General features: G+C 72.2%; 15 protein-coding genes. 2 read left to right on the top strand and 13 right to left on the bottom strand.

What is annotated here, in order from left to right; genetic code table 11:
* Window position 1: 1 nt before the first annotated feature.
* Window positions 2-895, bottom strand: coding sequence for a ribokinase (locus tag J5Y09_RS02495; protein ID WP_245216787.1), 894 nt, complete (start codon window positions 893-895; stop codon window positions 2-4).
* 107 nt (window positions 896-1,002) lie between these two features.
* On the opposite strand from J5Y09_RS02495, the gene J5Y09_RS02490 reads away from it, so the two are divergent.
* Complete coding sequence (locus J5Y09_RS02490; protein ID WP_209350175.1) at window positions 1,003-3,333, top strand: xanthine dehydrogenase family protein molybdopterin-binding subunit; 2,331 nt, start codon at window positions 1,003-1,005, stop codon at window positions 3,331-3,333.
* A 45-nt stretch (window positions 3,334-3,378) separates the two neighbouring features.
* Here the strand turns inward: J5Y09_RS02490 and J5Y09_RS02485 are convergent, their stop codons facing one another.
* From J5Y09_RS02485 to J5Y09_RS02470, 4 genes are read right to left on the bottom strand one after another with little or no spacing between them, the layout of a single operon-like run.
* Window positions 3,379-4,275: a ketopantoate reductase family protein gene (locus J5Y09_RS02485; RefSeq protein ID WP_209350174.1), complete on the bottom strand. Its 897-nt coding sequence runs from the start codon at window positions 4,273-4,275 to the stop codon at window positions 3,379-3,381.
* A gap of 54 nt (window positions 4,276-4,329) precedes the next feature.
* A complete protein-coding gene (locus J5Y09_RS02480; RefSeq protein ID WP_209350173.1) occupies window positions 4,330-5,472 on the bottom strand; it encodes an acyl-CoA dehydrogenase family protein in 1,143 nt (380 codons plus the stop codon).
* 6 nt (window positions 5,473-5,478) lie between these two features.
* Window positions 5,479-6,684 (bottom strand): acyl-CoA dehydrogenase family protein, encoded by a 1,206-nt coding sequence (locus J5Y09_RS02475; RefSeq protein ID WP_209350172.1) that lies wholly within the window; start codon window positions 6,682-6,684, stop codon window positions 5,479-5,481.
* A gap of 23 nt (window positions 6,685-6,707) precedes the next feature.
* Window positions 6,708-8,792: a 3-hydroxyacyl-CoA dehydrogenase NAD-binding domain-containing protein gene (locus J5Y09_RS02470; protein ID WP_209350171.1), complete on the bottom strand. Its 2,085-nt coding sequence runs from the start codon at window positions 8,790-8,792 to the stop codon at window positions 6,708-6,710.
* Between the two features lie 159 nt (window positions 8,793-8,951).
* On the opposite strand from J5Y09_RS02470, the gene J5Y09_RS02465 reads away from it, so the two are divergent.
* Window positions 8,952-9,737 (top strand): SDR family NAD(P)-dependent oxidoreductase, encoded by a 786-nt coding sequence (locus J5Y09_RS02465; RefSeq protein WP_209350170.1) that lies wholly within the window; start codon window positions 8,952-8,954, stop codon window positions 9,735-9,737.
* Here J5Y09_RS02465 and J5Y09_RS02460 read toward each other — a convergent pair whose 3' ends face one another.
* The 8 genes from J5Y09_RS02460 to J5Y09_RS02425 form a co-directional block, all read right to left on the bottom strand.
* Window positions 9,738-11,648 (bottom strand): formylglycine-generating enzyme family protein, encoded by a 1,911-nt coding sequence (locus tag J5Y09_RS02460; RefSeq protein WP_209350169.1) that lies wholly within the window; start codon window positions 11,646-11,648, stop codon window positions 9,738-9,740.
* A 3-nt stretch (window positions 11,649-11,651) separates the two neighbouring features.
* The gene (locus J5Y09_RS02455; RefSeq protein WP_209350168.1) at window positions 11,652-12,839 is read right to left on the bottom strand and encodes an FtsX-like permease family protein; all 1,188 of its coding nucleotides are present in this window, start codon (window positions 12,837-12,839) and stop codon (window positions 11,652-11,654) included.
* A gap of 2 nt (window positions 12,840-12,841) precedes the next feature.
* Window positions 12,842-13,573 carry an ABC transporter ATP-binding protein gene (locus tag J5Y09_RS02450; protein ID WP_209350167.1) on the bottom strand — a complete coding sequence of 244 codons (732 nt, stop codon included), beginning with the start codon at window positions 13,571-13,573 and terminating at the stop codon, window positions 12,842-12,844.
* A 289-nt stretch (window positions 13,574-13,862) separates the two neighbouring features.
* The gene (locus tag J5Y09_RS02445; protein ID WP_209350166.1) at window positions 13,863-15,785 is read right to left on the bottom strand and encodes a vWA domain-containing protein; all 1,923 of its coding nucleotides are present in this window, start codon (window positions 15,783-15,785) and stop codon (window positions 13,863-13,865) included.
* Entirely contained in the window at window positions 15,782-16,903 is a 1,122-nt protein-coding gene (locus J5Y09_RS02440) for a hypothetical protein (RefSeq protein ID WP_209350165.1), read from the bottom strand. Before J5Y09_RS02440 ends, J5Y09_RS02445 begins: the two co-directional genes overlap by 4 nt.
* On the bottom strand, window positions 16,900-19,497 hold the full coding sequence (locus tag J5Y09_RS02435; RefSeq protein WP_209350164.1) for a virulence factor SrfC family protein: 2,598 nt from the start codon (window positions 19,495-19,497) through the stop codon (window positions 16,900-16,902). Before J5Y09_RS02435 ends, J5Y09_RS02440 begins: the two co-directional genes overlap by 4 nt.
* Window positions 19,494-22,454 (bottom strand): virulence factor SrfB, encoded by a 2,961-nt coding sequence (locus tag J5Y09_RS02430; protein ID WP_209350163.1) that lies wholly within the window; start codon window positions 22,452-22,454, stop codon window positions 19,494-19,496. The genes J5Y09_RS02435 and J5Y09_RS02430 overlap by 4 nt, the downstream gene beginning before the upstream one ends.
* Before the next feature lie 79 nt (window positions 22,455-22,533).
* A partial coding sequence (locus tag J5Y09_RS02425; RefSeq protein ID WP_209350162.1) for a hypothetical protein occupies window positions 22,534-22,953 on the bottom strand: 420 nt, incomplete at its 5' end.

The raw sequence follows: 22,953 nt of genomic DNA, 5'->3' as shown, positions 1-22,953 counted from the left end.
GCTAGCCGCCGGCCGCGAGGATCTCCGCCCGGCGTGGCAGGGACGGCACGGCGCCCAGCACGCGGCAGGCGAGCGCGCCCGCGACCACGCCGCGCCGCAGCGCTGCCGGGATGCCCATCCCTTCCGCCAGCGCCGCGGCGAAGGCGCCGGTGAAGGCGTCCCCCGCGCCGGTGCTGTCCCGCACGCTGACCGGCGGTGGCGCGGCATGCAGCCGCGATCCGTCGCGGCCCGCCCAATGGGCGCCCGTCGCACCCGCCGTCAGAACCACGCCCTCCGCGACCAGCGGAAGAAGCACGGCGGCCAGCGCCTCCGGCGTGCCGCCCCGGCCGGCGAGGCGCTCGGCCTCCGTCTCGTTCACGATCAGGATGTCGGTCGCGGCCAGCAGCGCCGGCGGCAGCGTCTGGGCCGGCGCCGCGTTCAGCAGCGTGCGCGCGCCCGCCCTGCGCGCGGCCTCGAAGGCGGCGAGCGTCGCCTCGACCGGCGTTTCCAGCTGCGCCAGGACGATCGCCGCGCCGGGCAGCCCGGCCAGGGCTTCCATGGGCGTGAGCGTTCCGTTCGCGCCGGCCACGATGACGATCTCGTTCTCCCCGGCGGCGTCGAGCAGAATCAGCGCCTCCCCCGTCGGGGTGCCGTCCCGCGGCGGGATGGGCGCGGGCGCGATCCCCTCGGCCGCCCAGAGATCCCGCGCCGCCACCCCCGCCGCATCTGCCCCGACCGCGGCGGCGAAGGTCACCTCCGCCCCCGCCCGCGCGGCCGCGACGGCCTGATTGCTGCCCTTGCCGCCATGGAAGCGGTCCATGCCCGTCGCCGCCAGCGTTTCCCCGGGCTTCGGGAAGCGTGCGACGCGCAGCACCGTGTCGCGGTTGTAGGAGCCGATGACGAGCAGGCGGGCCATGCGCCGGACGCTCCCGCGCGCGGCGGCCAGGGTCAAGCGGCGCGGCCCGGGTTGCGGTGCAGCAAAGCGCCCCTAACCTAAGACCCCGAAGCATCCCCGAGGTCCCCATGCCCGACACGAACCTGGCCGATCCCACCTCGCTGAAATTCGGTGTCGGCCAGCCCGTCCCGCGGCAGGAGGACCCGATCCTCCTCCAGGGCCAGGGCCGCTACACCGACGACATCGCGGTCGCCGGACAGGTCTGGTGCGTCATGGTCCGCAGCCCCTACGCCCATGGCGTCATCCGCGGCATCGGCACGGATGCGGCCAGCGCCATGCCGGGCGTGCTCGGTGTCTACACCGCCGCCGACATGGCGGAATACGGGCCGATGCGGTCGGTCCTGCCGCTCAAGAACAAGGACGGCAGCCCGCTGATCAACATCGAGCGCGGGCCGCTCGCCGCCGACCGCGTGCGCTTCGTGGGCGACCCGGTCGCCTTCGTGGTGGCCGAGACCAAGGCCCAGGCGAAGGACGCCGCCGAGGCGGTCGAGATGGACATCGACATGCTGCCCGCGGTGACGGAGGCCTCCGCCGCCGCGGCCCCCGGCGCGCCGCAGCTCTACGACCACGTGCCGGGCAACGTCGTGCTCGACTTCCGCTACGGCGATGCGGCGAAGGTCGAGGACGCCTTCGCCCGGGCCTCGCACGTCACCACGCTGTCCATCCGCAACAACCGGATCGTCGTCTGCGCGATGGAACCGCGCAGCGCCATCGGCGAATGGGACGCGGCCGAGGGCCGCTACATCCTGCGCGTCGGCAGCCAGGGCGTCTTCGGCCTGCGCAACCAGATGGCGAACGACATCCTCAAGGTGCCGGTCGAGAAGGTCCGCATCCTGACCGGCAATGTCGGCGGGTCCTTCGGCATGAAGGCGAGCGCCTATCCCGAATACACATGCATCCTGCACGCGGCGAAGATGCTCGGCCGGCCGGTGAAGTGGACGGATGAGCGCACCGGCGCCTTCCTCTCCGACTGCCATGGGCGGGACCACGAGACGACGGCCTCCCTCGCCCTCGACGCCGAGGGCCGCTTCCTCGCGGTGAAGCTCGTCTCCTACGGCAACATGGGGGCGTATCTGTCGACCGTCGGCAACCTGATGGGCACCGGCAACTTCTCGAAGAACATCCAGTCCAACTACGCGACGCCGCTGCTACTGGTGGAGACGAAGAACGTCGTCACCAACACCACGCCCGTCTCGGCCTATCGCGGCGCCGGCCGGCCCGAGGGCAACTACTTCATGGAGCGGCTGATCGAGACGGCGGCGCGCGAGACCGGCCGCGACCCGATCGCGCTGCGCAAGCTGAACCACATCCGGCCGGAGCAGTTCCCCTTCAGCGCGCCCTCAGGTTCCGTCTACGATTCCGGCGATTTCTCCGCGCTGCTGGACAAGGCGCTGGAAGCCGCGGACTGGAACGGCTTCGAAGCGCGCAAGGCCGAAAGCGCGGCGCGCGGCATGCTGCGCGGACGCGGGCTCGGCAACTTCCTCGAATGCACCGCCCCGCCCATGAAGGAACAGGGCGAGCTGGTATTCGAGGCCGACGGCACCGTCACCATCGTCACCGGCACGCTCGACTACGGCCAGGGCCACTGGACGCCCTTCGCCCAGGTGCTGCACCAGAAGCTCGGCGTGCCCTTCGAGAAGATCCGCCTCGTGCAGGGCGATTCCGATCGGCTGGTCGCCGGCGGCGGCACGGGCGGATCGAAGTCGCTCATGGCCTCCGGCGCCGCGATCCTGCAGGCGGCAGACATCGTGATCGAGAAGGGGCGCAAGGCGGCGGGATACGTGCTGGAAGCGGCGGCCGAGGACATCGAGTTCGCGAATGGCCGCTTCGCCATCGCCGGCACGGACCGCGCCATCGGCATCATGGACCTCGCGGCCAGGCTCCACGCGATGGGCCCCCTGCCGCAGGACGTGCCCAACACGCTCGACAGCCGCACCGTCTACGACCAGGCGCCGATGGCCTTTCCGAACGGCTGCCATGTCTGCGAGGTCGAGATCGACCCCGACACCGGCCATGTGAGGATCGACCGCTACGTCTCGGTGAACGACTTCGGCGTCATCGTAAACCCGCTTCTCGTCGAGGGGCAGGCGCATGGCGGCATCGTGCAGGGCATCGGCCAGGCGCTGATCGAGCACGTCGCCTATTCCGAGGACGGACAGCTCCTGACCGGCTCCTACATGGATTACGGCCTGCCGCGCGCGGACGACCTGCCATCCTTCGGCTTCGAGAGCGCGCCGAGCCCGTGCCTCACCAACCCCATCGGCGCCAAGGGATGCGGCGAAGCGGGCTGCGCCGGGTCGCTGCCGGCGGTGATGAACGCGATTTCCGATGCGCTGGGCGGACGGCATATCGACATGCCGGCGACGCCGGAGCGCGTCTGGGCGGCGATTCACGCATAGGGGAAAAAGAAGGGGGGAGAAGGGAACTTCTCTCCCCTGCCCCCCTCAACCTTCTTTCGCTGTTTCGGCGGCGCGGACCAGCGTCTGGAGCAGGCGGTTGACGGGGGTGGGGATGCCCAACTGCTCGCCGCGCGCGACCACAAAGCCGTTCAGGTGATCGATCTCCGTTGGCCGGCCACGGCGCAGGTCCTGGGCGGTCGAGGAGAATTGCGCGGGCATGCTGGCGGCCAGGCCCAGCACCGCGTCGAGGATGCCCTCGGGCAGCGCGATGCCGGATGCCTGGGCGACGGCGGTGCATTCGGCGACCACGTCGCGCATCGCGGCCTCGACCCCCGGCACGCGGATCATCCGGCCATAGGGCAGCCCGGTCAGCGCCGACAGGGCATTGTAGGCGCAATTGACGACCAGCTTGCCCCACAGCGCGCCGATCGCATCCGCCGACACGCGCGCTGAAATCCCGGCGGCGGCGAACAGCGCGAGGATCGCCTCGTCCCGCCCCGTCGGGCCGATCAGCAACTCCCCGCGGCCGTGGTGGCGGACATGGCCGGGGCCGGCCATCTCGGTCGCCACATAGACGGCCACCGGCACCACAGGACGGCCCAGCACGGCGGACAGGCGATCGGCGTTGTCGACGCCGTTCTGCAGGCACAGGACCACGGCATCCGGCCGCAGATGCGGCGCCATCTCCCGCCCCACCTGCTCCGTATCACCCGACTTCACGCAGAACAGCACGAGCTCCGCGCCGGCGACGCCATCCGCGGTGACGGCGCCTGCCACCGCCACGCCGTGCGTCTCGCCACCCATCTCGAGCAGCAGGCCGCGCGCGCGGATGGCATCGACGTGCTGCGCCCGCCCGACCAGCGTGACGGACGCCCCGGCCCGCGCCAGCAGACCGCCATAGAAGCAGCCGATCGCGCCGGCCCCCATCACGGCAACCTTCATGGCGCGCTCCCTACCAGTGGCGGGCGGAAGCGCGAAGCGCCCCCGCCCCGGCCCTCAGGCCGCGACGAACACCCCGCCTTCCTCGCTCAGCGCCGCGAGGTGGTGGTCGATGTCGCCGAACATGTTCTCGATGACAGTCAGGCGCTTGAGGTAGTGCCCGCCCGCATACTCCATCGTCATGGCGATGCCGCCATGCATCTGGACCGTCTGCTGGCCGACGAAGCGGGCATTGCGGCCGACCTCGATCTTCACCGCGCGCATCTGGCGGCGGCGCTCGGCGGCATCCGGTTCCGCCGCCATCATCGCCGCCAGCATGGCCATCGAGCGCGCCTGCTCGAGGCAGACCATCATCTCCGCCGCGCGATGCTGCAGCGACTGGAAGGACCCGATCGGCCGGCCGAACTGCTTGCGGGTCTTAAGGTAGTCGACCGTGAGGTCCTTCGCCGCCTCCATGCAGCCGATCGCCTCGGCCGCCAGCGCCGCCATGCACTCGTCCACGACGCGTTCCACCAGCGCCAAGCCGCCATCCAGCAGCGCATCGGCGCCGACCTTCACCGCGTCGAAGGTGATGTCGGCCGCGCGCTGCCCGTCCGTCGTGCCGAAGCCGCGGCGCGTGACGCCCTGCGCCGTCGCCGGCACGAGAAAGACGCCGATGCCGTCGCGGTCGCGCCGTGCGCCGGAGATGCGCGCGGTCACGATCAGTTGGTCCGCCGTGTCGCCATGCACGACGACGCCCTTGCGGCCTTCGATCACCCAGCCCCCGCCGTCCTTCTTCGCGGTCGTCGCGACGTCATGCAGGTCGAAGCGCGACTGCGGTTCCGTATGTGCGAAGGCCAGCAGCAGGTTGCCGGCCGCGATCTCAGGCACCATCGCCCCGCGCTGCGCGGCCGTCGCGCCATGGCGCAGGAAGCCGCCGCCGATCACGACGGTGGTCAGGAAGGGTTCGAGGGTCAGCGCCCGGCCCATCTGCTCCATCACGATCATCGTCTCGACGGCGCCGTAGCCCAGGCCGCCATCCTCCTCGGCGAAGGGCATCCCGAGCAGTCCAAGCTCGGCATAGGCCGCCCACACCTCGCGCGACCAGCCCGCGCCGGACTTGATGATCGCCTTGCGCTGTTCGAACCCGTACTTGTCCTTCAGCAGCTTCCCCAGGCTGTCCTGCAGGAGCCGCTGGTCTTCGGAGAGATCGAAATCCATCTTCGTTCAGAGCCCCAGGAACGCTTTGGCCATGATGTTCTTCTGGATCTCGGTCGATCCGCCGTAGATGCTCTGCTTGCGCCAGTTGAAGTAGGTCGCCTGCGCGAGCGTCTGCCAGTCCTGCGCCACCTCGGGCTCGTTCCAGCGATCGGCTTCCGGATCGGCCGAGACGAGGCCGTAGGGGCCCGCCGCCATCACGTACAATTCGCTGATCGCCTGCTGCAGCTCCGTCCCGCGGATCTTCAGCACCGACGACGCCGGGTTCGGCTTCCGCTGGCTGAGCGCGCGGTTCTCGTCCGCCAGCACGCGCAGCGTCGTCATCTCCAGCGCCTTGAGCTGCACCTCCACCTCGGTCAGGCGGGAGCGGAAGCGCGGATCCTCCATCACCGGCCGCGCGCCGCCCGGCGCTTCCTTGGCGATCAGCTTCAGCCGGCGGATGCGTTCCTTGGATGCGCCGACGCGCGCCTGGCCGGTGCGCTCGTTCGAAAGCAGGAACTTCGCGCAATCCCAGCCGCGGTTCTCGGTGCCGACCAGGTTCGCGACCGGCACCTTCACGTCGTCGAAGAAGACCTCGTTCACCTCATGCGCGCCGTCGACGGTGATGATCGGGCGGACCGTGATGCCCGGCGTCTTCATGTCGACCAGCAGGAAGGAGATGCCCTCCTGCTGCTTCGCCGCACCCGGGTCGGTGCGCACCAGCAGGAAGATCCAGTCGGCATGCTGGGCGAGCGTCGTCCAGGTCTTCTGCCCGTTGACGATGTAGTGGTCGCCCTCGCGCTTCGCCGCGCATTTCAGGCTGGCGAGGTCCGACCCCGCGCCGGGCTCGGAGAAGCCCTGGCAGAACCACAGGTCGAGGCTCGCGAGCTTGGGCAGGAAGAACGTCTTCTGCTCCTCCGTCCCGAAGGCGATCAGCACGGGCCCGAGCATGTTGCAGTTGAAGCCAAGCGGGGATGGCGCCGGCGTCGACTGGATCTCCTCGCTCAGGATGAAGCGCTTGATGGCGCTCCAGGGCTGGCCGCCCCATTCGACGGGCCAGTGCGGCACCGCCCAGCCCTTGGCGTAGAGGCGCTTCTGCCAGTCGACCTGCATCGCCTTGGTCGGCGTGCGGCCCGACGCCATGCGCTCGCGCGGCTCGGCCGGCAGGTTGGCGTCGATCCAGGCGCGGACTTCCTCGCGGAAGGCGCGCTCCTCGTCGGTGAAGCGGAGGTCCATCCCGTTCTCTCCCGTTCGATGTCTCAGGCGGCCTTGGCGGCCGCGCCCATGGCCGCGAAGGTCCCGCCCTCCGCCGCCAGCTTCTCGATCAGCGCCGTCGGCTTCAGGTTCGCGTCGCCCGTCGACTCGGCATAGCGCGCGAGCTTGTCGCGCACGTTCTTCAGGCCCTGCGTGTCGGCCCAGAACATCGGTCCGCCGCGGAAGGCCGGCCAGCCGAAGCCGTTGATGAAGATGACGTCGATGTCGATGGGGCGGTAGGCGACGCCTTCCTCGAGGATCCGCGCGCCCTCGTTCACCATCGGCAGCAGCAGCCGCTCGAGGATCTCCTCGTCCGAGATCTTCCGCCGCCGCACCTGCATCTTCTCCGCGACGTCGAGGATGATGCGCTCGACCTCGGGATCGACCAGGCGGTTGCGCTTCTCGTCGTACATGTACCAGCCCTTGCCGGTCTTCTGCCCGAAGCGCCCCTGCGCGACGATGGCGTCGGCCACGGGTGCGACCGTCCCGCGCGCCTTGCGCACCGCCGCACCGATGTCGAGCCCGGCAAGGTCGCCCGTCGCGAGCGGCCCCATCGCCATGCCGTAGGCTTCCATCACCTTGTCGATGTCGGCGGGCAGGCAGCCTTCCAGCAGCAGCTTCTCCACCTGCGGCGTGCGCTTGCCGGTCATGCGGTTGCCCACGAAGCCGTCGCAATTGCCGACCAGCACCGGCAGCTTGCCGATCCGCTTGCCGAATTCCGTCGCGGTGGCGATCGCCGGCCAGGAGGATTTGGCGCCGCGCACATTCTCGAGCAGCCGCATGACGTTCGCCGGCGAGAAGAAGTGCATCCCGACCACGAGTTCCGGCCGCGAGGTCGCGCTCGCGATCTCGTCGATCGACAGCGTCGAGGTGTTGGAGGCGAGCACCACGCCCGGCCGCGCCGCCTTGTCGAGCCGGGCGAAGACCTGCTTCTTCACCTCCATGTTCTCGAAGACGGCCTCGATCACCAGGTCGGCCTTGGCGACCGTGCCCTCGAAATCCGTGCTGCCGGTGAGCAGGGCCTTGCGCTTCTCGTACTCGGCCTGCGAAAGCCGGCCCGAGGCGACGGTCCGCTCCCAGTTCGCATGGCAGCGCGCGAGGCCCTTCTGCAGCGCCTCCTCGCTCATCTCCACGATCGTCACCGGCACGCCGAAATTGGCGGCCGACATGGCGATCCCGCCACCCATCGTGCCGCCGCCGATCACGACCAGCCGCTCCACCGGCAGCGACTTCGCATCGGCGGGCATGCCGGGAATGCGCAGCACCTCGCGCTCGCCGAAGAAGATGTGCCGCAGCGCCTTGGACTGCTCGCCCGCCACCAGGGTCGAGAACAGCTCGCGCTCCTTCTTCAGCCCGTCCTCGAACGGCACGGTGAAGGAGGCACGCACCGCCTCGGCGCAGCCCTTGGGGCTCTCCTGCCCGCGCGTGCGCTTCAGCAGCCCGGCGATCACGGCGTCATAGGCCGCCGCATCCTGGCCCGCGATCCGGTCCGTCCGGTTCCGCGCCAGCGTGAAGGACTTGCCGATATTCGCCCGCGCCCAGGCAACGGCGCCGGCCTCGAGGTCGCCCGCGATGATCGCGTCGACGAAGCCGAGCCGATGCGCCTCGCTCGCCTTGATCGGATCGCCCGAGACGATGATCTTCGCCGCCGCCTCCGGCCCGATCATGCGCGGCAGGCGCTGCGTGCCGCCCGCGCCGGGGACGAAGCCGCGCTTGACCTCCGGCAGCCCGACCTGCGCATCCGCCACCGCCACGCGCGCATGGCAGGCGAGCGCGAGTTCCAGCCCGCCGCCCAGCGCCGATCCGTGGATCGCCGCCACCACGATGCCGGGAAAGCCCTCGATCGCGTCGAACACGTCGGGCAGCGAGGGCGGCACGCGCGGCTTGCCGAACTCGGTCATTTCCGCCCCGGCGCAGAACATGCGCCCCGTGCCGATCAGCACCACCGCCTTGGCGCCCCCGGCCTTGGCCGCGTTCATGCCGGCGAGCAGCCCGGCGCGGATCTCCGTCCGCAGCGTATTCACCGGGGGATTGTTCAGCCGGAGCACATGCACGTCGCCATGCGTGGCGTGCTGGACGAAGTCGGACACGGGCGTCACTCCCTCACCTCATTCACGGGCCTGCCCGGCCCTTCTTGGGGCCGGAGTGTCCGGCAGAACCGGCCCCGGGGCAAGCGCGCCGCGCCCCGTTGCCGTCCCCGGCCTCCCATGCTGCCCTGCGCCCAACGCAGACCATTGGGAGAAACGCGCATGTCCCTCTTCGACCTCGCCGGCAAGGTCGCCATCGTCACCGGCGGCAGCCGCGGCATCGGCCGCGCCATATGCGAACGCATGGCGGAACACGGGGCGAAGGTCGTCGTCTCCTCCCGCAAGGTCGATGCCTGCCAGGAGGTGGTGGACGCCATCACGGCCAAGGGCGGCACCGCCATGGCCGTCGCCTGCAACATCGGCCGCAAGAACGAATGCCAGGCGCTGGTCGATGCGACCATCGCCGCCTGGGGCCAGGTGGACGTCATGGTCTGCAACGCGGCGATCAACCCGCATTTCGGGCCTGCCGTGACGATGCCGGACGAGATCTTCGACAAGATCATGGCGTCCAACATCAAGTCGAACCTCTGGCTCGCGCACATGACCGCGCCGGGGATGGCCGAGCGCGGCGGCGGCTCGATCATCGTCGTCTCCTCGATCGGCGGCTTCCGCGGATCGCCCGTGCTCGGCGCCTATGCCATCTCCAAGGCCGCCGACATGCAGCTGGTGCGCAACCTGGCCGTCGAATGGGGGCCGCGGAACGTGCGCGCCAACGCCATCGCGCCGGGCCTGATCCGCACCGACTTCGCCCGCGCGCTTTGGGAGGATCCGGGGATCTACAAGAAGCGCACCAAGGACACGCCGCTGAAGCGCATCGGCGAACCGGACGAGATCGCGGGTGCGGCGGTCTTCCTCGCCTCCGCCGCCGGGTCGTTCATGACGGGGCAGACGATCGTGATCGATGGCGGCGTGCTCGCCGGCCCGCCCTCGCGCTCCGACGACGAGTGATCAGCGCAGGCCGGGCGGCTTCCCCGGGTCGAAGCCCGGCGGCGGCCCGCCGCGCTGGATCGGCGGCTTGACGCTCGCCCCCGGCCCTTCGCGGAAGGGCTGGGCAGGCGGCGGCGCGGCGGGGCGCGGCGATTGCGCGGCCTGGGAGGGGCGCGCCGCGACGGGCGGCTCTGGGTCCGCTGTCACGGGCGGTCGCGTGGGCGGCGGGACCGGCGGCACGACGGACACGACGGGCGGCGGCGTTGCGACGGGCGGGCGCGCGGCGGGCGCCGCGGCAACGGGCGCGGGCGTCGGCGTGGCGGGTGCAGCCTGCGGCGGGCGTTGCTGCGCAGGGGGCGTGGCCGCGGCCGGCGGCGCGGCGGCCTGGGCCGCGGGCGGCTGCATGCCGCGCCCAGCCGCCAGTACCTCCTCCCGCATCCGCTCGCGCGGAGGCATGCCCCGGTCGCGCGAATCCGCCGCGTGCCGCGTCGCGACATCCAGGTAGGGCCGCAGTTCCGGCACGCCGCGCGCCTCCGTCTCCCGCGCCACGACGCCGGCCTCGGTCGTCAGCGTCGCGCGGTCGGCGCCGCGCCCCAGATCGGCGACGATGCGCGCATAGCCATCCAGCGCCAGTTCACGCTCGATGCGCAGCCCCTCGGCTGCACGCGCCCAGTTGGCGCGCATCTCGGGGCTTGCCTGCACCACGTCGCCGCCATCGAGCAACGCCTGGAAACCATCGAGCCGCCGCTGCGACAGCACGGCGGACCGCCCCAGCACGGCGGCCCCTTCCAGCTGCGCGCGCACGCCGGCGCGTTCCTGCTCCAGCCGCGCGCGCTCCGTGGCCATCAGCCCGGCCTCGAGCCTGTCCAGGCGCTGGCGCAAAGATGCATCGGCCCCTTCGCGGAGGGAGGCGATCTGCCGCCGCACCTGCTCGGCTTCCGTGCCGCTGGCGCGGCTTTCCTCCTCGAAGGCGCGGTTCAGCGCCTCGGCCCGCCGCAGGCTCGTCGTCACATGGGATGCGAGGACGAGGCGGAAGCCGACCGAGGCGAGCCGCGTCGGCTGCCCGTCCGTCGCGTCATAGGGCGGGATCTCGATGCGGAGCGATGACCGCAGCGCGGCTTCCGGCGTGCGGTAGTCGCCACCCTTCACCACCACGCCGCCCGCCTGCCCGTGCAGCCGCCCGACGCGCACCGCGCGGAAGGGTTCCAGCACCATCTCGCCCACATTCCCCAGCATGTCGTGCAGGCCGAGCGGATTGGGCTCCAGCATCCCCACCGGCTGGGCGCGGCCCGAGGCCGATCGCGGCCCCTGGAACCAGGCGTAGCGTGCCGTGCCCTCCGGCATCGGGAAGGTGCGCGCGAGGAAGTCGAGCTCGCTGACCGCGGCACCGCCGCGCGCGGCGTATTCCCATTCCTCCTCGGTCGGCAGGCGGACGAAGGCGGGCGTGCCGTCGGCGCGCGGCAGCCGCGGCGCGGCGTTGCGCATCAGCCAGGTAGTGTAGCGCTGGGAAAAGGCGACGGCGTCGAACCAGGACAGCGTCGCGGCCGGCAGCCGGCCGGCGGCGGACGGCGCCGGGCAGGTCTCCTCCATCACCGCGGCGTATTGGTCGCGCGTCACCTCGTACTTGCCGATCCAGAAGATCGCACCCTCCCGGCCCTCGGCGGCGAAGGGGCCGGCCACGGCCTCCCGCCGCGCGAATTCGGCGATGCCGCCGGCGGGGTCGGTGGTGCCGAGCGTGACCGGCCGGTCATCCAGCGCGCCGGGACCGGAGGGTGTCGCGACGGGGCGGAAGGCCATCGCACCGCCGCAAGGCATGGGCAGCACAAGGTCGCCATCCGCGGCGCGGGGGTTTGAGAAATCCTCGGGCCAGGGGGCCTGCGCGGCCGCCGGCGCGGCGAGCAGCACCAGCATCGCAAGTGTCGCGGCACGCATCCTTCAGCCCTCCGCCAGGCCCTGCGCGGGCGGCACAGATGCCGCGCGCAACCCGGCCAGCACCGCCGCGAGCACCGCGCCCGCCAGCGTCACGCCCGCCGCCGCGAGCCCCATGCGCGCGGTCAGCAGGCAGACCGGCCGATCGCCGGTGACGGTGCCCGCGAAGGCGCCATTCAGCACATGCGCGACCGCCGCCGCCACAAGGAACGCCATCGCGGCGCCAGCCAGCGCCACCGCCGCCGCCTGGATGATGGGCAGCGCCAGCAGCGCGCGACGCTTCATTCCCAGCAGGGACAGCAGCGCCAGGTCCCGCCGCTTGCGTTCCACCTGCGCCCAGAGTCCGACGCCGAGGCTTACGAGATACCCCGCCCCGCCCGCGCCGGCGATCGCCAGGAACAGCAGCGCCAGGTTCCGGTCGAGCCGCAGCAGCCCCGCCACCGCCTCGGCGCGCGAGGCGACCTCGATGCCGGCGAGGCGCAGCTCGGCATCGAGCGCGGGCACATCCTCGAGCCGCGCGGCATGCAGGCGGAAGCCGGCGAAGGGGCGCGCGCGCGCCGCCATCGCATCGCCCGGGCGCGCATCCGGCGCCGCTCTGCCATCGAGGAAATCCTCCACCAGCAGCAGCACCGGCAGGGTCGCGAAGGCGGCTTCGCGCGTGGCGGCCGACAGCGGCGCGGCGGCGGCGACGCGCATCGGCAGGGTTAGGATCTCCCGCTGCCCGTCGCGGCTGCGCGCGACGGACGCCAGCACGCGCCCGCCCACCTGCAGCCCGAGCCGTTGCTGCGCCGCGGCGGACAGCACCAGCGCGTCCGCTTCCATGGCGCCGAGCCCCGGCAGCAGCGGATCGCCCTCGCCCGTCGGCAGCAATTCCACGCGCGATCCCCCGCCCTGGCGATCCGGGTTCTCCAGCACGATGGTGGCGGACAGCGCGCGGGTGCGCGGCACGATGAAGGCGATGCGCGGATCGGCGCCGAGGCGTTCGAACACCGCGGGTTCCAGCGTGCGGTTGACGATCGAGACCACTTCCCGCGCGCGGGGGTCTTCCAGCAATTCGGCGCGCAGCCCGGCGACGACGCCCTGGCGCAGCCCGAACAGCACGATCAGCGGCGCGAGCACCGCGGCGCAGCCGAGCGCGGAGCAGAGGAACAGCACCCTTTCGTGCCACAGGTCGGCGAGTGCCAGGCGCAGCATGGTCAGGCGGCCTCCGCCGCCATGGCGCGCGCGAAGACCGACCGCGCGACGCCATCCGCGCCCGGCGCATGCGTCTCGCAGGCCAGCACCGGGTAGCCGGCGCGGATGGCGCGGTCGGGATCATGCGTCGCGACGATCAGCGCCGCACCCGCGGCGGCGCATTCGCGCTTGAGCAGCGCGAGCACCGCATCGGCGAGTTCCGGGTGCACCGAGGCGGTCGGTTCATCCGCCAGCACCAGCGCGGGGCGATGGGCGAGCGCGCGGGCGATCGCCACGCGCTGCCGCTGGCCCACCGAAAGTTCCGCCGGCCGCTTCGCCCAATGCGCGCCGATGCCGAGTTCCTCCGCCAGTGCGCGCGCCCGCGCCGGATCCGGGCGGCCGGCGATGCGCTGCGGCAGGGCGATGTTCCCCCCGACGGTGAGGTAGGGCAGCAGCCCGCCGGTCTGCGGCACCACGCCGATGCGCCGCGCGCGGAGATCGGCCAGCGCATCCCGCCGCCCGGCGCGCCAATGCGCCGCGATGTCCTGGCCGGCGAAGCGGAAGACCTCCGCCGCGTCCGGCGGTGCGGCGAGTGCCAGCATCATCAGCAGCGTGGACTTGCCGCTGCCCGACGGCCCGGCGATGGCGAGCGCCTCCCCTTCCGCGAGGTCGAACGCCGGCACCTCCAGCGCGAAGGGCGCCGCATCCCCGCGATAGGCCTTGCGCGCGCCGCGCAGGGAGAGGAGCGCGGTCATCGCCTGCACGACGCCGCTTTGCGCGATGCAAGCGAATTGACGCGCAGCCGCGACGCGGGCGCGCGCGGCAGACCAACCGACGCGCCCACACCGCCCTCGTCCGGCGCCCGGGGCGCAACGAGAAGCGGATCGAGGCCGCGCCTCGATCCGGGAGCGCACAGCGCGACCGCGCCCAGACCAAACGCCGCGCCCAACGCTCCAGCGCCCGGCGCGCAAGCCAGGCCGCCGGATGGCGGCGCCGGCGCCTGAGGCGGGCAAAGCTGCGCCGGCGCCTGAGGCGGGCAAAATCTCACGGCAAGGCTTCGAGCGGCACCGGGAAGAAGGCCTCGCCCCCCGGCCGCCCGTCGAGCGTCACCCACAGGTCCGGCCGCGCGGCGAATTCCTGGTACAGGCGCAGCTTGGCCTCGATACCGTTGATCAGTTCCCGCTGCGCGGCAGCACCCATGGCGAGCCATTCCTGCTCGGTCAGTTCCATCACCTGGCTCTGGTAGGGCAGTCCATCCAGGTATTCGCCAAGTGCCTGGCCCACGCGCGCGAGGTTGCCCAGCCGCTGCGGGTCCCGCGCCGTCGCCGCGAAGGCCGCGCGCAGCTGGCCGAAGAAGGAACGCGGATCGGTCCGCCCCGCGAGCCCCGCATCGAGGATGCGCGTCAGCGCCTGCGACAGGTCGGACAGTTGGTTGCGCGTCAGCAGCACGCGCACATCGAGCGCGGCGAGCGTCGGATCCGCGAGGTCGCGATCCGTCACGAAGGAGCGCACCACGTCGGGCGCCGTCGTGCCCCCTTCCCGTCCGAGATAGGCAAGCCGCATCGCCGTCGCGACGATCTCGACCTGCTGGGCGATGCGCTCGGCCTCCGGCGTGCGGGCGGGCTCCACGCCGCCGACCGGGCGCCCGACGGTGTCCGCCACCTGGCGGAACAGCGCGTTGGTCAGGCCGTTCACCACGCGCTCGAAGGCCTGCGGGCTGCCGCCTTCCACGGGGAAGTAGAGCGAGCCCGCGGCCCCCGCGCGCGTCAATTCGGTGTACTGCGCGCGCGCCTGGGCATGGTTCGCGCGCCCTTCGGGCGTCAGCAGGTGGATGGTGAACAGCGCCACGCCGCGGGCATCGGCAAGGGCGCGGATTTCCGGAATGCCGAGCCGTGTCTGGGATTTGGGGTCGGTCGCATCCAGCGCGCCGGCATCGGTGATGAGCACCATGTAGCGGCCGCCGAATTGCGGCCAGTCCACCTGATCGAGCCCGACGCGAAGGCCGGCGATCGCGTCCTCGTCGAACTGCTCGGTCGAGACGGTGGCCGCGCGCACGCCTTCCAGCGCCGGCAGGATCGCCGCCGGCGGGCGGGAAAGGTCGGGCGCCGCGACCAGCCGCGTGACGTATTCCAGTTGCGGGCGGGCGGATATGTCGGCCCGGTAGGCTACCATTCCGAAGCGGAAATTGTCGCGCACCGCCGTGTCGCCGATGCGCCCGACGATGCGGCGGATCGCATCGCGCGTCCGGTCGATGTAGGGCTGCATGGAGATCGTGGTGTCCACCACGAACACGATCGCCCCGCGGAAGTCGCGCAGCCGCGCCGGGTCCGCCTGCTGCGGCGCCTGGCGCAGTTCCGCCGGGGCGGAGATCACCTCGAGCATCCGCATCTGCGTCCCGTCGCGGCGCTGGACGGTCTCCGCCTCGAGGATCGGCAGCAGGTAGAAGTTGCGCTGGATGTCGATGAAGGTCTCGGGCTCCATCGCCAGCACCGGGCTGCCGGGCTGGCCGGCCGCGGCCCGCAGCGCCGCCGCCTCGGGGCCGATCTGCGGGGAGGTGAGCAGGCCGCGCAGGCTCGCCGCGTCGCGCAGGAACATAGCCCGCTCCCGCCCCGCGGGGTTGGTGAAGGCGCCGACCATGGCGTGGCGCCAGTCGATCGCGCGATCCTCCCTCACCCAGCCATCGACGCGGCCATCGGCCTCGCGCCCGATCTCGATCCAGCCATCGCGTCGCGCATAGACATGCGCGACGGAGAAGCCGGCGAGCGGGCGGCCCTGCGCCGCACCGGGCTGGGCATGCAGCGTCGCGCCGGGGCGAAGGATCACGCGCTGGAACAGCGTCGTCTTGCCGGGGATCAGCAGCGGCTGGCGCGTGCCTGGGCGCACCGCCCGCGTATCGGCGGTCTGCGCCTCCGCCGCCAAGGGCAGCAGGGCGACGGAGGCGAGAAGCAGAAGGCGGCGCGGCGTCATTGCCAGAAATCCCGAAGCGTGAGCGGCGCGTTGATGTCCCCTTCCCGCGCCCGGTCCTCGAGCCAGCGGCGCAGGCGCGCGCGCGGTTCGGCCGCGGCGGCGTCGCCGGCCGCGATCGCGTCGCGGTAGTGGCGTGCCGCCTGGCGCGGATCGGGGTCGCGGAAGGGCCGGCCGGGCTGGAAGCCGACCGGGTCGTACAGGCCCGCGAGCCGCGTGATCGAGGCCGCGTGCCCCGCGCGCGCCGCCGCTTCCCACAGCAGCAGCGCATCGTCATGGCGACCCGCTTCGAAGCGGCGCGCGGCTTCCGCGGCGATCGCCGTGGGGGACGGGGCGCGGGCGATCACCTCCGGCACCGAGAGGCTGTCGAGCGACGCAGGCGCGGCCGGCACGGGCTGCGGCCGCACGGGCGGCAGCGGCGCTTCCGGGGCGCGGGGCGGTTCGGGCGCGGGTGGCGCGACCGGCGGCGCCGTGGGCGTTGCAGGCGGGGGCGGCGGCGCCTCGGCCACGACCGGCGCCTGGTCCCGCAGCACGAACCACCAATAGGCACCACCGCCGCCGGCACCCACCACCAGCAGAAGCAGCAACAGGATCCAGGGCAGCGCCGAGCCACCCTTCGCCGGCGCCGCCGGCTGCGGCACGGACAGCGGGGGCGGCGGCGGCGCGGCGCGCGGCGCCATCATCACCGTCGCGTCCGTGTCCATGCCCGGCAGGGGCGGCGGCGGCGGAGGGGGCGGTGGCGGCGCGGCGCGCGGCGCGGGCGGCGGCCCCGCGATGGCGTTCCCGCTGCCGCCATGCAGCGGCGCGATGTCCGGCCAGAAGACCGGCGCCTCGATCCGCGCGGCGGGCAGGCGGAACTGCACCGGCCCGGCTTCCAGCCAATCCACGACATGCGGGCCGAGATAGAGCCGCACGCCCTGCGGCGAGGTCTCGACGCGATCCGGGCTCAGCAGCGCGTCGCCCACCTGCCAGCCTTCCGGGCCCAGCGTGCCCTTGGTCCAGCCTTCGCGCAGGATGCGGAAGCGCGGGTCGGCGGGCAGTTCGGCCACGCCGCGCAGCAGAAGCACGGCATGGCCGCCTTCCGGATGCGCGGGATCGGCGGCGGCGAGCACCTCCGTCATGCGGCCTGGCCGAGCGCCGTCAGGATCTTCGCCAGCCGCGCATTCTGCGCGACATCCACCTCCTGCCCACCGGGCGCGCTGGCATTCTCCTCCACCAGCCGCGCGAAGGCGCTGATCCAGTCGACATGGAACTGCTTGTCGTAGGATTCCGGCTGCGGGCCGAGATGCGGCATGCCGTTGACCGGCGGGCGCGGGGCGAAGACGGGCCGGTCGGTGCGCCCAGCGCGCGGGCGCTGCTCAGGCGGCAATTCCGCATAGCCGAGCGTGTGGACGTAGCGGTTCACCATCCCTTCGGCGACCAGCACGGGCTTGCTCGCGCTCTCGGACAGCTTCTGGCGATAGGACGCCGCCTCGCGCAGCCGCTGAGCGATGCGCGCGGACAGGGCGGTGCGCCGAGCGCCGGCGCCAATCTGCGCGACCAGCACGTTCGCTGCCTCCCGCGGCAGCTTCAGCTGCTCGGCGGTCTCGGGCTCGGCGGCCGCGCGATGCATCTTCTCCATCCACTCCGCGACGGCCATGTCGGCGTAGCGCTCGAAGGCGTCGCGCGCGCGGTGCTCGCCCCCGGCCGCGGGCGCGACAAGGTCGCCGAGCTCGGCAAGGTAGTCCTCCTCCCCCGCCCTGGCGCCGACGGGGGCTTCCTCGGCCGGCTCCGTCTGCATGCGCCACCAGGCGGAGGTCAGTTCCTCCGGCGTCACCTGCAGGCTGCGGATCAGACGCCCGAAACCCTGCGCGGCGGCGCAGGCGACGAGCGCCCGGCTGACCACGCGCGCTTCCTCCCGCCGCTTCGCCAGTTCCGCGGCGAGGTCGCCCGAGTGGAAATAGGGCGTCAGGCGCACCGCCATGTCGGCGCGCAGCGCTTCCAGCCGCGCGACGATCTGCCCGCGCTTGATCGCGGGGTCGCAGACCGGACGCAGGCTTTCCGCGAGGTGGGAGATGCCGCCGTCGTTCAGCGTCATCGCCGCGTCCCAGGCGCGGGCGGGGTCGGCGAAGTGGCGCCGGCCGTCCTCGTTGGCCAGGAACTCGTCGCGCAGCCGCGCGATGCGCGCGGATTCCGAAGGGCGCAGCGCGGCCTCCCGGCCATGCTCGTCATAGTCGAGGATGTGCTTCGCCGCGACGTTCGGATTGCGCAGCCAGTAGGTGTTCGCGAAAGGCGCGCCGGCGGCCCAGTTGCGCGGCCAGTCATGCTCCTTGCCGAAGAAGTCGAGCAGCGAGGCGTTGAGCCGGATGGTCCAGCGGCTGCCCGTGCCCTCCGTCGCGCCCTTCTTCTCCTCGAACTCGGTGTCGAACTTGGTCAGCACCAGGAACAGCGCGTTCCGGTGGCGCGCGCGTTCCTCCGGCGTCGCGCCGAGCGTGCCGTCCACCCAGTCCTTGATCATGCGCGGCAGGGTGCGGACTTCCTGGTTGGACGGCCCGATGCACAGGAGCATGGAGGTGATCTCCTGCTCCGCGCAGTAGCGCTGATAGAGGTAGGCGACCTTGCCGCGGAGGAAGAGGCCCGGAAGCTTGCCCTTTTCCGCCAGGAACCGGCCCGGCTGCGTCAGCTTCTCGCGCGACCGCGCGCCGGGGAAGTCGAGCAGGTCGGTGACGTCGAAGAAATCCCAGGGCTTGTCGCGCAGCGCGATGGTCAGCTCCGCGACCAGCGCGGCGAGCGCCGCGCGCGGCAGCATCGCCTGCCGCCCGGCGCGCGTGCGCACCGCGAGCTTGCCGTCCGACGGATCGCCCAGCGCGAACAGCGTGCGCACGTCGATGATCGACGTCTCGCGCGGCGACAGCGCCTCGAGCGGCGCGAAGGCCTCGTCCGGGAAGTCGAGCGCGGCGAGCGCCGCGAGCAACTCCCGCCCGGCGCCGGTGAAGGCCTCATGCCCGTTCCACAGGATCGAGAAGAAGGCGGCGCGCTCGGCGACCGGCAGGCGCGGCGCGATGTTCGCCGCCTGGATCCAGAAGGCAGAACCGAGGCCGGGGACCAGCGGATGGCCGCGGAACAGCCCCTCGAAATACTCCCGCAGGTCGTCGACATCGTCCTCGGTCAGGCGGTCGATGGGCTCCGCACCGGCGCGCGCGGCGAAGCGCGCGCAATGGGACTGGACCAGCTCCGGCGACGGGATGTCGACCTCGGCCGGGTCGAAATCCTCGAGGAAGGTGTTGCCGAGGATCTTGATGACATCCGTCTGCGACAGCAGGCGCAGCGCGACGGGATGCCCCGGCAGCGCCGAGGGCGGGCGCAGCGTGAAGCGCGTGACGAGGCCGGTCGCCTCCTGCCCGCCTTCGGGGTTGATGTCGCGGACGAAATCCAGCGCGCGGCCTTCGAACAGCGCCGTCACCGGTTCCTGCCCGCGCCGCGCCAGCGCGCTGATCAGGTAGGATTTGCCGGATTGCGAGGGCCCGAAGACCGCCACGCACATCGGCCGCTCGGCGGCGGCCTCCAGCTTGCGGGCGCGGCGGGCGAACTTGCGGAAGTCGCGCGCGATCGCCTGGGCTTCCTCGCGCACCTTGGCGCGGTTGTCACCGAGCCAGCCGACCGCCTCGGCGGCGGCTTCCGCGGTGTTGCGCGCCGCGGCGGCCAGGCTCGCATCGCTGCTGGAATCAAGCCTCATGCCAGCCCCACCACGCCGGTGTCGCGCCAGTATCCGGCTTCGCTCTTCATCGTCTGCAGCCTGATCTCGACATCGGTGCGCCGGAGCGCGGTGCCTTCCGCATCCTCGATCTCCTCGACGCGGAAATCCTCGCGCTTCTCCTCCTGCCCCGGCGCGTCGGGGTCCATGTCCGCGCGCCGGATCTTGACGCGCAGCGGCAGCGCCATGCGCGGCACGCTTTCGGGATTGGCGAATTCCAGCGCGTAGAGCGCGGTCGCGGGCCAGCGCTCGATCGGCAATTGCCGGAAGCCGAGGAAGGTCGGCGCGGCGAAGCTCATGGTGAAGGCGACCTCGTCGCCCGGGTTGGGGCGCTTCTCAAGGTCCACTTCCGACAGCAGCACGCCCTGCTCGCGGATCTGGCCGGAGATCTCCATCCGCCCGATGAAGCGCGCGGTGGAGCGCATGGACAATTGGCTCGTGCGCATCAGGAAGGATTCGAGCCGCCCTTCCGCCAGCGCGCACAGCATCGCGCCCACCGCGGCACTGGTCTTCGGGTCCTCGATCCGCGCATTGGCGTCGCGGAAGGGGTACCAGCCGCCCACCGCGTAGCGATGCATGCCCACCATCCGGTGCGGCGGCACGGGCGACTTGGCCAGCACGATGTCGGTCACCGCACGCAGCCGCGACGGCCGGCCGGACAGCAGCAGCACGTCGCAATCGTAGTGCCAGACAACCTCGCAGAGATCGGCGAGCACGGGCCCGAGCGTGGCCTGCACCACCGCCTCCACGCGCCTTGCATCGGCGGCGATCTCGACATCGGCGATGGCGAAGCCGCGGGCGCCGGCCTGGCGCGCCGCGGTTTCGAAGAAGGCGACGGCGCGCGGGTTCGGCGGCTGCGGCGCGGCGCCGAGGACCGCGCCGATGGTGGCGCGGAACACCTCGCCCATGTCGCGGCCCTCGATCCGCTCATAGGCGTGCAGCACCGCGAGCCCGGCCGGTTCCAGCACCTGCGCGACGAATTGCCGGCGGAGATGGCGTTCCACCTCGCTCTGCCCGCCGCGATCCCCGCCAAGCGTCTGGCGCAGGAAGGCCTGCGGGTCCGCCATGCCGGCAGCGCGCAGCGCATCGGCGACCTGCGGCAGGACCAGATGCGTGATCAGCCCCTCCAGCACCTCGTCGCCCGCGATCTTGAAGCCTTCGCGGAATTCCTGGCGGGGGACGATCGTATCGCGGTTCTCGACCGACCAGGTGACGACCATCAGGTCCGTCGTGCCGCCGCCGATGTCGATGGAAGCCACGCGCAGGCAGGGATTCGGCCCGCGTTCCGGCCGCACGCGGCCAGCCAGTTCGAACATCCCCTGCGCATCGCCCTGCAGGCGCTGCGTGATCTCGGTGTAGAGCCAGACCACCTGCGTCGCCGTCGCCTCATCCAGGTTCAGCAGCACGCGCGGTTCGGGCGGCGCCGCCCCGCCGGCCTCGGTCCAGCCGAGCAGGTCCCAGGCGAGCTTCACCGCGCCCTCGGCCCGCTCGCGCAGGATCTTCTGCTCGGCGAGCGGCATGGCCGGCGGCAGGGTCAGGATCACGCGCCGCAGCCGGCGCGGAACGTCGGCGAAGCGGCGCGCCGCGCGCGTCGCCGGCGCGTTGATCTGGCTGACCGCCTGCATGAGCAGCTCGGTCAGCAGGAAGGTGAACATCGAGGATCGGGAGAAGCGCGCGCGCACCGCGGGCTGCCCGCGGCCGCGCATCATGCGCAGCGATTCCCCGGTTTCCGTCACATGCGCCATGAAGGGGCCGGAGACGGGCGGCTCGGTCGTCACGCCATCCGATGCGCGGCCGTTGAAGCGCCAGCCCTGCACGTTCGGCCGCCGGTCCCACAGGTATCGCTTCGGGCTCGATATGCCCGTCGCCCCTTCATTGCCCTGCGTCGCGGCGGCAAGGCGCATCGCCTCCGGCCCCACGCGCACCGGCGATGGCCAGCGGAAGGCGTTCGCGCGGCCCGAGCGGCGGGAGATGGCGTCCCGCCCGAAGGCGCCGACGGCGAATTCGACGCGGCTCTCGAAGGGCCGCGCATATGTCTCCTCCGGCCGCGACAGGTCGCGCAGCGCCAGCACCTGCGAGTTGTTGAGCGAAGGAGCGTCCTGCCCTTCCTCCACCAGCACGCCGCAGGTGCGCGAATTGCCGATGTCGAGCACGAGGTCGACGTTGATCGGCGCATAGCCGCGGTTGTCGGACACCACGTCGACCAGCCGCACGCGGGGCAGGATGCCGATGCCCTCGATCAGGCCGAGGAAGGTCAGGTAGCGCGCCCAATGCTCGCAGGCATGGGGGAAGTCCTCCGGCCGCAGCGGGCGCCCGCCGCGCTGCGCCTGCCGCAATTCGCGGAACCCTTCCTCGAGCCACTGCCCGACCCAGGATTCGTTGAGGAACCAGGCATTCTCGGCATGGCCGCAGACCGGCGCGAATTCCTGCTGCCGGGCGCTGTCCTCGGGCGCCGGCGCGACATAGGGGCGCTCGGCCACGCGCGGCATCAGCGCCGTGTCGAAGGCGAGAACGAGGCGGTGCGACCGCCCCTCCGCATCCCGCGCCGGCTTCTCGGCGACATAGGCGCGCGCCCAGTTGGACGGGCCGCGGTCGTACACCTCCTTCCCGTCCGCCCCGCGGGCATGGACGCGGAAATAGGGCAGCGGTACCCATTTGTTCAGGAAGGGCTCCAGCGCCTGGGCGCGGGAGACGGCGTAGGTCTCGTCCGATGGCGGCACCTGGCGCGTGACCGGGTCGGCCAGGTTGCCGTCCGCATCCTGTTCCAGCATGCGCAGGATGGTGGGGGACTTGCCCTCATGGTCCACCTGCTCACGCAGCGTCTCCTCCCAGAAGGACCGGGCGCCGCGCGGCAGCCGGTCCATGTCGAAGTCGATGTCGAGGAACTGGATGCCGGAGGATGGCACCAGGCTGACGAGGCCGGCGGAGGTCGCGCTCATGGACATGGCTTTCCGTGCGCCGGATTGTGCCGCAGCGCAACGTGCCGCGCCAAGCCGACGGGAATCGCTGCGCGCGACATCAGTTGGGGCAGTTCAGGCGATAGCGCCAGCGAGTGTTCGAGAAGGGGCCGATCACCACCACCTCGACCACGTAGTCGTTGCCCTGGGGCTGCCAGTCGAAGCCGATCCGCCCGCGGCCGCTGACCATGCCGGGGGTCGAGGCGATCACGCGACCGCGATAGCGCACCTCGATCCGGTCCGGCACCGTCTGGGTGTCGTAGTCGAGCGACACGGGGCCGCGCGTCGGGCCAAGGAAGTGGCGCGTCCGCGTCTCCCCCGCCCCACCGGACTGGGTGTCCACGTTGCAGGGCTCGGTGCCGGGCGGCGGCTGGGGCGGGCGCTCGGGCGGCGGCGGGGGCGGCTCGGGCGGCGGCAGGGGCAGCGGCTCTTCGGGCCGGGGCGGCTCGGGCGGCGGGTCCGGCTGGCGCGGCGGCGGGGG

This window comes from Roseomonas nitratireducens (assembly GCF_017813355.1).
Classification (GTDB): domain Bacteria; phylum Pseudomonadota; class Alphaproteobacteria; order Acetobacterales; family Acetobacteraceae; genus Neoroseomonas; species Neoroseomonas nitratireducens.
This window is presented reverse-complemented; position numbering and strand designations above follow the sequence as displayed.

What these genes read in the sequence shown, in the direction of transcription:
- J5Y09_RS02495 (WP_245216787.1), bottom strand. Translation starts at nt 895, where the DNA reads ATGGCCCGCCTGCTCGTCATCGGCTCCTACAACCGCGACACGGTGCTG.
- J5Y09_RS02490 (WP_209350175.1), top strand. Translation starts at nt 1,003, where the DNA reads ATGCCCGACACGAACCTGGCCGATCCCACCTCGCTGAAATTCGGTGTC.
- J5Y09_RS02485 (WP_209350174.1), bottom strand. Translation starts at nt 4,275, where the DNA reads ATGAAGGTTGCCGTGATGGGGGCCGGCGCGATCGGCTGCTTCTATGGC.
- J5Y09_RS02480 (WP_209350173.1), bottom strand. Translation starts at nt 5,472, where the DNA reads ATGGATTTCGATCTCTCCGAAGACCAGCGGCTCCTGCAGGACAGCCTG.
- J5Y09_RS02475 (WP_209350172.1), bottom strand. Translation starts at nt 6,684, where the DNA reads ATGGACCTCCGCTTCACCGACGAGGAGCGCGCCTTCCGCGAGGAAGTC.
- J5Y09_RS02465 (WP_209350170.1), top strand. Translation starts at nt 8,952, where the DNA reads ATGTCCCTCTTCGACCTCGCCGGCAAGGTCGCCATCGTCACCGGCGGC.
- J5Y09_RS02460 (WP_209350169.1), bottom strand. Translation starts at nt 11,648, where the DNA reads ATGCGTGCCGCGACACTTGCGATGCTGGTGCTGCTCGCCGCGCCGGCG.
- J5Y09_RS02455 (WP_209350168.1), bottom strand. Translation starts at nt 12,839, where the DNA reads ATGCTGCGCCTGGCACTCGCCGACCTGTGGCACGAAAGGGTGCTGTTC.
- J5Y09_RS02450 (WP_209350167.1), bottom strand. Translation starts at nt 13,573, where the DNA reads ATGACCGCGCTCCTCTCCCTGCGCGGCGCGCGCAAGGCCTATCGCGGG.
- J5Y09_RS02445 (WP_209350166.1), bottom strand. Translation starts at nt 15,785, where the DNA reads ATGACGCCGCGCCGCCTTCTGCTTCTCGCCTCCGTCGCCCTGCTGCCC.
- J5Y09_RS02440 (WP_209350165.1), bottom strand. Translation starts at nt 16,903, where the DNA reads ATGACGGAGGTGCTCGCCGCCGCCGATCCCGCGCATCCGGAAGGCGGC.
- J5Y09_RS02435 (WP_209350164.1), bottom strand. Translation starts at nt 19,497, where the DNA reads ATGAGGCTTGATTCCAGCAGCGATGCGAGCCTGGCCGCCGCGGCGCGC.
- J5Y09_RS02430 (WP_209350163.1), bottom strand. Translation starts at nt 22,454, where the DNA reads ATGAGCGCGACCTCCGCCGGCCTCGTCAGCCTGGTGCCATCCTCCGGC.